The 9825-nt window shown below is 44.2% G+C and carries 7 protein-coding genes; 2 read left to right on the top strand and 5 right to left on the bottom strand.

Annotated elements, in window-relative coordinates:
- The first annotated feature begins 534 nt into the window (after positions 1–534).
- On the top strand, positions 535–1485 hold the full coding sequence (gene accD, locus HWQ36_RS22810) for an acetyl-CoA carboxylase, carboxyltransferase subunit beta (protein WP_292706696.1): 951 nt from the start codon (positions 535–537) through the stop codon (positions 1483–1485).
- 129 nt (positions 1486–1614) lie between these two features.
- Here accD and HWQ36_RS22805 read toward each other — a convergent pair whose 3' ends face one another.
- Positions 1615–3096: an MFS transporter gene (locus HWQ36_RS22805; protein WP_292706694.1), complete on the bottom strand. Its 1482-nt coding sequence runs from the start codon at positions 3094–3096 to the stop codon at positions 1615–1617.
- A gap of 515 nt (positions 3097–3611) precedes the next feature.
- Here HWQ36_RS22805 and HWQ36_RS22800 point away from each other — a divergent pair.
- Entirely contained in the window at positions 3612–4832 is a 1221-nt protein-coding gene (locus tag HWQ36_RS22800) for an ABC transporter substrate-binding protein (RefSeq protein WP_292706700.1), read from the top strand.
- Positions 4833–5022: 190 nt separating this feature from the next.
- Here HWQ36_RS22800 and HWQ36_RS22795 read toward each other — a convergent pair whose 3' ends face one another.
- From HWQ36_RS22795 to HWQ36_RS22780, 4 genes are all read right to left on the bottom strand, one after another.
- On the bottom strand, positions 5023–5946 hold the full coding sequence (locus tag HWQ36_RS22795; RefSeq protein WP_292706693.1) for a trypsin-like serine protease: 924 nt from the start codon (positions 5944–5946) through the stop codon (positions 5023–5025).
- 273 nt (positions 5947–6219) lie between these two features.
- On the bottom strand, positions 6220–9234 hold the full coding sequence (locus HWQ36_RS22790; RefSeq protein ID WP_292706691.1) for a CHAT domain-containing tetratricopeptide repeat protein: 3015 nt from the start codon (positions 9232–9234) through the stop codon (positions 6220–6222).
- Positions 9235–9251: 17 nt separating this feature from the next.
- The gene (locus HWQ36_RS22785) at positions 9252–9458 is read right to left on the bottom strand and encodes a hypothetical protein (RefSeq protein ID WP_292706689.1); all 207 of its coding nucleotides are present in this window, start codon (positions 9456–9458) and stop codon (positions 9252–9254) included.
- 63 nt (positions 9459–9521) lie between these two features.
- Entirely contained in the window at positions 9522–9728 is a 207-nt protein-coding gene (locus HWQ36_RS22780; RefSeq protein ID WP_292706688.1) for a hypothetical protein, read from the bottom strand.
- Positions 9729–9825 lie beyond the last annotated feature (97 nt).

The following is a 9825-nucleotide window of genomic DNA, read 5'->3' as shown; positions in this document are numbered from 1 at the left end:
CTTCGGCTACGCTCAGGACAGGCTCGGCACAAGTCGCTCAGTACAAGTGCCCAATTCCCAATTCCCATTCATAAAAAATATTTATAATTCGTGACTGTAACCAACATTACCCCATCGCCCCTTCATATTTTGATAATATTCTGCTTGTGACTTGTATTACCCTCTTGATGACGATTAACCGTTAGCAAGCACAACTAATGCAACCGATGCTGATCGTTCATAACCTAGCAATACGAATCATTGATTTGGGTGGGAGAGGGAAAGCATCTTATTTGGAGGTTTGTATTCTCATGGCTTTGTCAGTACGTCAATATAATTAAGTCTGCTGAAAAATAGAGCAGGAGACTTGTATTGGTATAAGTATTTTCGTTAAGCTGGCAACCAAAGATGAAAATTAAGGTCTGAATTGCTTAAAAGCGTAGTTTGACGATGTAGTAATTAGTCATTAGTAAAGAAAAATGACTCATGACTAAGAACAACCCAATACGGTTTGACATGTTTTCGACCTCATACCCACTTAAAATAAAATAAAAAATGGCTAACAACGAAGAATCGCGTGGTTTAAAGTCTCTATTTGATTGGTTTGCAAATCGACGGAAATCAGGACCTACCAGCCTGGAACGACAAGAACGTGAAATTGCCGATGGTTTATGGCACAAATGTTCTAAGTGTAGTGTATTGGCATACACAAAAGACCTGAAAGCCAATCAAATGGTTTGTATCGAATGTGGTCATCATAATCGTGTAGATAGCGATGAGCGCATTCGTCAATTGATAGATAACAATACCTGGAAACCTCTAGACGAGCATTTGCGTCCAACTGACCCGCTAGAATTTCGCGATCGCAAACTCTACAGCGATCGCTTGCGGGAAACACAAGATAAAATTGGCTTAATAGATGCGGTTCACACTGGCTTAGGTCAAATTAATGCTTTGCCCATTGCTCTTGGGGTTATGGACTTCCGTTTTATGGGTGGTAGTATGGGTTCGGTTGTGGGAGAAAAACTCACCCGGATGATTGAGCAAGCCACTCAACGGCGGTATCCTGTAGTTATTATCTGCACCTCCGGCGGCGCGAGAATGCAAGAAGGAATGCTCTCCTTGATGCAGATGGCGAAAATCTCCGCAGCCCTACAGCGTCATAAAGACGCGCGACTATTATATATTCCCGTTTTGACCAATCCCACAACAGGCGGCGTTACCGCAAGTTTTGCGATGTTAGGCGATATTATTTTGGCAGAACCCAAAGCAACCATTGGTTTTGCCGGTCGGCGAGTGATTGAGCAAACCCTACGAGAAAAACTGCCCGAAAATTTTCAGACTGCTGAAGATTTGCTCCAACATGGTTTTGTTGACGATATCGTACCCCGTACTCAATTAAAGAACACCCTAACCCAGCTGATTGCTCTACACCAGCCTGTACTAACACCACCTCACATGGTGTTATGGGAAACAATGTCTTTAACTTCTACCGCCGCAGAATAAAGCTTGGGGGATGGGCCAAACAGGGCATGAAGAAGAGACAAGGGAGACAAGGAAGAGGGGGGAGACAAGGAAGAGACTTATTCAATAATTCCCCCTTGTCCCCCTTGTCCTCCTTGTCTCCCCACTCCCTCATCCCCTCTCCGGCTCTTTGACAAAAACGAGGGGAACAAGTGCTGCTAGTCGAAATAGACTAGAGAGGGCAAACAACCCTAGCAAGCCTCCAAACTGAGCAAATTGGACGATGAAGCTGCCTATAGTTGTGCCTAAAGCACCACTTGCTCCAGCAACGGCAGCTGCTATCGCAAAATAGATAGACTGATTTTTAATTGGTGCGATCGCTAATTGTATATTGTTGCTGCACAAATCAATCGCCGCCCAAGTACCTCCAGCCAAGATATGTAACAGAGGTAGCCACAACCAAATATCAAGGCGATTAGCACCAATCCCCACCCATAGTAGTGGTGTAGCTGCAACCAAAATCCCAATACAGATGAGGATGGGACGATTGCCTATCTTGTCTGCTAATTTTCCCCACAGAATAAGCATTAGCAAAGTCGCCCCCGCCTGAAGGCTGTTGTAGATAGTCACGTAACTGACATCCAAATCCAGCGTATCCAGCATATAGAGGTTAAAAAAAGGAGCGCTGAGGTTAACAGCAAGATTCCAGAAGCTGAAATACAGCAGAAATCTTAAAAAGTTAGAGTTTTTCCAAATACTGTTAGTTAACTGGTTTTGTGGTAGATGAATTGAACTTGAAGGCAGGAGGCAGGAGGCAGGAGGAGTTGAATCCCCCCCTACATCTTTTGTTGATTGAGGTACTTCAGAAGATTCATCTTTTGGAATCTCTGGCTGAATCTCACTTGTTTGAGTTAACTTGCCATAATAAGTGTTTTGGGAGCATGGATTCATATCTACTTGGAAATACTGACACCCCAATCCCGCAATTCCAAGCACAATGCTTATCAGCAAAACCACCCCATAGCCTTGTAGAGTTCCACCATACCAATGTGATACAGCTAGACCAGCCATTGGTACGCAAATCAAATTGGTGAGGTTAGCAGCACTATTACGTATCCCAAAATACCTGCCTCGCAATCGCCGGGGAACTATCATTGCCACCCAACTTAGCCATGATGCTGTTCCTAGTCCTCCCAAAAGATTGCTGAATAGGACAATCAAGAGTGTTAATATCACTAATTGGTGAGTATTGATCGCTCCCAAGCTTACGCCTACAATACCGATTACTAGAACCAGCCATAGTAGCCGACCAATTCCGTGTGTCCAAAGAGAATATTGAAAGCGGCTGGTGCTGCGTTCAGACAAGTAAGCACCCAACGGCTGAATCAGATTGACCAACATGGGGATAGAAGACAGCATCCCAAATACTACTGGACTAGCACCCAATTCCACCAAGAAATTGCTGAGTAAAATTCCGCCAGTTCCAAGAGAGTAAACCGCCGCTAAAACAGAATCCGCAGTGGAGGCTTTTAAACTTGTGCGAATCGCATCCTTGGGAATTCGAGAATTTGGAGAAAGTGCTATTGGTGGTGAGGCAATCTGGGGAATTTCCAGAGTCAGTGGCGCAGTTGTTTCAACCTGAACAGAATCCATAATGTATGTTTATGAGTAAAGCATCCTGACATCAATCCGGTTGTCGAAGAACTCAGTATGCTTTGATTGAACAGAATTCAGGAGTCAGGACGGGCTAAACGCCCCGCTATCGCTAACAGAATTCAGTTGGGTATTCTGTATGACTGGCGGATAGCGCCGGCGGCAAGCGAGTAATCGAGCGTCTGAATAATCGGCGTTTTTGCACCCCCACCAAATTGAAAATTTGGTGGTCAACAAGACCTGCGCCGGTCTGAATCCCCGACTGATAGCGCCGGCGGCAAGCGAAAGCGAGTCCGCGTACCCTTACTCAAAAGCCAGCTACGCGCAGCGTCTCGTAGAGAGCGTCTTGATTCTGATTCCTGAATTCTGACTTCTTCTTCAATAGCATTTTTAATAAGTTTTTGTTATTCTAGCTTGCAATTTTCAACAAAAATTTTAGATAAGTAAATATCACTCCTGAGTAACAGAAGGTATAAGTGAGCAAAAAAAGATTTTTTAAGTTTTTGGGACTGGTAATGGCGATCGCGATCGCCATTATTGCTTGTCAAAGTCTACAATTACCAAGCAAACCCTCTGCGTCTACCGCAGTCACCGTTAAACTCAGTGGCTGGGGAGGTTCTCCTGTTGAGCAAAAACTCTTGAGAGTAGTACTGCAAGACTTTGAGGCACAACATCCAACTATTAAGGTCAAATATGAGGTAATTTCCGACCAATACATGGATGTGATTAAAACTCGTTTGGTTGGAGAAGCCGCACCCGATGTCTTTTATCTGGATGCGCTAGAAGCTCCTTTCTTGATGAGTCAGAATGTCCTAGAACCGTTAGAAAGTTACATTACCCCTGAATTTGACCTAACGGATTTTGAAGATACCCTACTCGATAGTTTCAAATATCAGAATCAGATTTACGGTCTTCCCAAAGACTATTCCACCCTGGCTCTGTTTTATAACAAAAAAGCCTTCGCCGCCGCAGGCTTGAGTAATCCACCAGTTACTTGGGATGAATTACGTAACTACTCGAAACAATTGACAGGCAAACTTAACAAATACGGCTTTGGGGAAATTCCCGAATTGGCGCGTCAGGCTTACAAAATCAAAGCCTTTGATGGACAACTTGTTGATCAAAATGGTTCTGCTACCTTTGCGAGTCAGGCAAGTTTACAGGGTTTACAGTTGGTAGTAAACCAGTATCAAAAAGACCGCTCCTCTGCCCAAAAATCTGATGTGGGGACAAACTCAGGTAGTGAAATGTTTGGTCAGGGTAAAGTAGCAATGGTAATTGAGGGTAATTGGGCAATTCCTTACTTAACCGAAACCTTTCCCCAAGTAGAGTTTGCTACTGCACCAGTGCCCACTATTAATGACAAAAAAGGCACGATGGTTTTTACAGTTGCCTACGTAATGAATAAGCAAGCACAACATAAAGCCGAAGCTTGGGAATTGATTTCTTATCTCACGGGTAAAGAAGGGATGCAGAAGTGGACAGGAACAGGGTTTGCTTTGCCAACACGGAAATCAGTGGCCAAGAATTTGGGTTATGACCAAGACCCGTTGCGATCGCCATTAGTGGCGGGAGTGGATTATGCTACATCTTGGCAGGTGGGTAAGTATCCAGGTGCGATCGTCAATAACTTTGATAATCAGTTTGTCAGCGCCTTGTTGGGACAACAACCATTAAAGCAGGCGATGCTGAAGGCAGAGAATGAAGCTAATCAGCAAATTAAGGCGATGGATTGACCGAAAATCAATCCAGCACAAGCCCCCATCATCATCATTTTGGAAGAAGCAAGAATACTCAGTATATATTTATAACCACCCTAAATGAGTTGTGAAAATCGAGAGCCTCAGATCCCCGACTTCTCAAAGAAGTCGGGGATCTCGTTGTTCACGAATGATTTAGAACTGCTATATTAGGCTTGATAGTTCCTTAATTCCCTTGCAACCACTCATCCAAGCGAGACATTTCCACCGCCCGGTTCAACACCAATCCATTCACCTCATTTGAGCCGGAGTGGAGGGCTAAAATATAATATTTGCCGTTGATATTACTGATAATTGCACCTCCAGAAGCACCGTGATTAGTATCGCAGTTGTGGTACAATAATCCACTTTGATGACGTAAAATACTGCATCCCAGGTGAACGCCAGCAGTCATACTTTCACCAGCAGTTAGAGTTTCATAACCTTTCTTTTTGGGGTTGGGAAAATCACCAGAATAACCTACCAAAGAGAACTTTTTCGTATCTCCAACAAGAGTAGAAGATGGTAGAGATTTCCAGCCCAAATAACCATATTTTTGACCGATAGGCTTGTTGAGTTTCAAAATCGCCCAATCGTTTGCGTAGTCAGCTAAAGTGCTATTTTTAAAGTCTGTGCCGTAATGAACATTAGTTGCGTAGGCTATATCATTTTTACTTTTGACGACACCATTAACTAAGTTTGGCTCAAATGCGATCGCTTGACTAACTTTTCGGGTTTCCGGGTTAACTACACAGTGAGCATTTGTCAAAACAACGTCTTCAGCAATCAAGGTTCCCGTGCAACTGTAACCGCCACCATCAGCACCTATCCCCTCGATTTTACCAATGGCTGACCAAGGGTAGTCTCTGCTAGTCATAGGAATACGGTCATCTGAACCAATAATTGCTCGTTCTTCTCCGGGGAGTTTTTCTTTCTGATTTAGCACCGAAGGCTCCCCTTTTCCTTCTAGTTTAAATTCGCCGGGATTTTCAACTTTGGTAAACTTGGGTGGGGTTTGTGGTTCGGCTGAGACTGAAGCCCAAATCCCCAAAACTCCTACCCCAATTGTTGCTAGAAAAATAAATTGTCTGGATGTAAATATGCTTTTCATGAAAAATCACTCCTAATAAATTTTGTCTGACAGTAGGTTGGGTTGAGGAACGAAACCCAACATTTATTTTTGGGGATTTGTTGGGTAACACTAAAGTTCAACCCAACCTACAATGTTCACTTAGAGACTTCAAAGAAATAAATTATCCAAATGAACGAACCACAGAGACGCAGAGAACACAGAGAGGAGAAATAGAGAAGATTTTTGCATCAGTTTTAAGATATTTTTTTATTTGTCAGTCCCTTAATTACGAATTACGAATTACGAATTATTTCACCGCCACTCACCCAGCAGGGTAAAAGCTGACCAAGAATAGGGGTTACGCCATTGCTCTTGTGACCACATTTTTAGTTGTGCGGCTCTGAGGGCAGCAGCCGGAGTTTTCCCTTGCTGCAACATTTGGCTGTAAAATTGGCTCATCAACAACGATGTCGCTTCATCATCAACATTCCATAAAGACACCACCACCCGCGCTGCACCCGCATACATTAATCCTCTTGTCAACCCCACTAGCCCTTCTCCTTTAACTTCTTTACCCAGTCCGGTTTCGCAAGCACTCAGCACCACCAACTCGGCTGGGAAGTTGAGGTTAAAGATTTCATTGAGTCGCAGAAAGCCTCTTTGGGGTTTACCTTGTTTATCTATCAGAGAAAGGACAATTCCTGATAACTCTGGGTCAGTGCTGTCTAGGAAGCCGTGGGTAGCAAAATGCAGCATCTTGTATTGACTCAGTTGGTCACTGGTAGCCCAGTTGTAGTTAGCGTCAAAACCAAAGGCTTGGAGGTTCTCTGAGGGTGAGACAAGTTTGAGAATCTCCCGCGCCTCTTTTTCTGTGCCTTCGAGTCTTTGAATTTCGCTGCGGTTGATGTTTCTCATAGACCGCTTCAGGGCAGAGTTTTCTAGTTGCTGGTCAATGTTATTATTAGCAACATTGGAGGATTTGCCAGTAAATCGCTCATCATTAGCGCTAAACACTGGGTCTGCAAGAATGGCGAGAGTTTTCGCTGCTTTTATCTGCCCTTTGATTTGTTTCCTGAGAATGGCAATCGTAGAGGCGGAAGGTAAACTGATAATTTCATGATTGACTACCAATGGTTGATAATTGACCTCTCCCCCAACCCCTCTCCTGTGAGGAGAGGGGAGTTTATCTTGCTCCCCCTTCCCTGATAGGGAAGGGGGCTGGGGGGTTAGGTCAGTTAATGCCGCAAAGGGAATGTATTGTAAAGCATCATCACCAACAATTACTAGGCGTTTTTGCCCCAACTTATCAGCAACAGGTGCGAGGATAAGTTGACTCAGTTCATTAGCAGCTTTAGCCGTTTCTTCTGGGGAAACTCCCTGCATCCCCGGATTTCTTAAGTAATTGTTGTATAAATTTTTGGCTGCTTTGTCTATCTTTTCACGTCCTGGGAGTTCATAGCTAGAGAGTGAGTCGGGTGTGACAGCCCAAAGATAGCTACGTTCTTCACCTAAAGAATATTGCAATAGCAGTGTGTCTTTATCTAGTTGTTGCTGAATTTGTTTGAGAGTCAGAGGTTGGGGATATATCAAATCGGCATATTCCGGGTTTTTGGCGCGGATTTGTATCTGAAGTTCTCGCTGTTGTTGGAGTATGTCTTCGATTTGTTGTTTGGTGTTGGTTAAAACTTGTTCTGGGGTTTCTTTTTTACTTGCTAGTTCTGATAATAATTTTTCTTGAGCATTGATTTGTAATTGCAAACGGCGTTCTTCTGCTAAAAGTGTTGGGTCAATGCCTTTTTTGATGTCGATTCTAGCTTCGGTTAGTAGTTCAATTAGAACACGGGCGCGGGAGCGATCGCTAACTTCCAGTGCCAAAGCATCGTATCCTTTTGATGGGTCTTTTTTGTGCAGTTCCATCAGCAGGTCGATGTAGAACTTGTAATAGTCTTGGACTGAGGCAAAGTAAGAAGCGCGTAGTTCTTTGTCAGCTATTTTGGTGCGTAAATCTTCAATGATTTCAATAGCTGCTTGAATATGTGTTTGGGCTTGTTGTAAGTTAGTGCGATCGCGCTCTAGCAAAGCCGTGGTAAAGAGGGTGTTGGCTTCCCCTCCCCTATCCCCTACTGCACGGCTTATGGGTAAAGCTTGGTTGTAGTATTTGAGCGCTTCTTGCTTTTCTCCTAATGAGGAGTAGACAAAGCCAATATTGTTGAGGGTGCTGGCTTCGTCTCCTCTATCTCCCACTGCACGGAGTATGGGTAAAGCTTGGTTGAAGTATTTGAGCGCTTGTTGATTTTCTCCTAATGAAAAGTAGACAGTACCAATACTGCTCAGGGTAGTGGCTTCGCCTCCTCTATCTCCCACTTCACGGCGTATGGGTAAAGCTTGGTTGTAGTATTTGAGCGCTTCTTGGTTTTCTCCTAAATTGTTGTAGACAGTGCCAATATTGTTAAGGGTATTGGCTTCCCCTCGCCTATCTCCCACTTCACGGCGTATGGGTAAAGCTTGCTTGAAGTATTTGAGCGCTTCTTGCGTTTCTCCTAAATTGTTGTAGACAAAGCCAATATTGTTGAGGGTAGTGGCTTCTCCTTGCCTATCTCCCACTTCACGGCGTATGGATAAAGCTTGGTTAAAGTATTTGAGCGCTTCTTGCGTTTCTCCTAGTGAGAAGTAGACAGCGCCAAAACTGTTCAGGATAGTGGCTTCGCCTCCTCTATCTCCCACTGTACGGTATATGGGTAAAGCTTGGTTGTAGTATTTGAGCGCTTCTTGGTTTTCTCCTAGTGAGAAGTAGACAGTGCCAATACTGGTTAGCGTGTCGGCTTCCCCTCGCCTATTTTCCACTGTACGGTATATGGGTAAAGCTTGGTTGTAGTATTTGAGCGCTTCTTGGTTTTCTCCTAATAAGGAGTAGACAAAGCCAATAAAGTAGAAGGTGAGTGCTTGCCCAGGTTTATCATCAACTTGTTGCCAAAGCTTCAGCGCTTCTTGGTATTTTATAATCGCCTGTTGCAGTGATTCTGCTGTACCTTGTTCATAAAGCTGCATCCCCTCTTGATAAAGCCGTTCCGCAGCAGCGCGAGTGGCATTTTGTTGAGTGGTTTCTGGCTGCTGTGGGAGCAGTGGAGGCAGTGTGGGCAGTGTGGGCAGTGGAGGCACTGTGGGCAGTGTGGGCAGTGGAGGCAGTGTGGGCAACTCTTGGTTTCTCGGTGTCGCCCCCACAGCATCAGCAAGCATTACCGCACTCAGCAATAAAGTTAAACTGTAGCGGGTCAATTTTGGTAGAAACCGCCAACAAACTCGTTGAGACTTTGCACTTCTCTTCATTCTTTAGCCTCACAGCCTCAATCAGTGATTATTTGCAGCCCTATCCCGTCGGCATCAATTCCGATTATCAGTAAATTATTTAATTGTCGCCAGTAATATTGCTGAAACTTTATGTTGATTTTACGGTTGCGGTTTAAGGTTGCAGTTGTGGTTACGGTTTTTGCAACGAATTCATCGGTAAACCCTGATTTTCTCGTTCTGACGCTTCCTAACGAGAGACTCATATCTTGCACCTAGCCCTGGCGATTAGAAATCGCGGCTATACAAACAAAGTCCGCCTACGCGGACTAATACAAAATCAAGGTTTTCAACCCGCGCAGGCGGGTTTTGCCTGTGTAGCCGCGAATTCCATTCGCCAAAGCAAAAGTAGACACAGATGAGATGCGATCGCCGATTACAAAACTCAGTTTAAATGGAGAGTGGGAAGCGACGCCGAATAGCCCGTCGTAGACATCGCTCTTTATAGTAGATATTAAACAATTATTTTGAGCCATATATGAAAGCTGAAGAATATCCGTTACCTTTGTGCGGGTGCTTCACCGTTAGGATATTTACCGCTATCTCCCATAAACTACATCTGCTATGAGGGAC

Source organism: Nostoc sp. NMS2 (assembly GCF_017115105.1).
GTDB lineage: Bacteria > Cyanobacteriota > Cyanobacteriia > Cyanobacteriales > Nostocaceae > Nostoc.
This window is presented reverse-complemented; position numbering and strand designations above follow the sequence as displayed.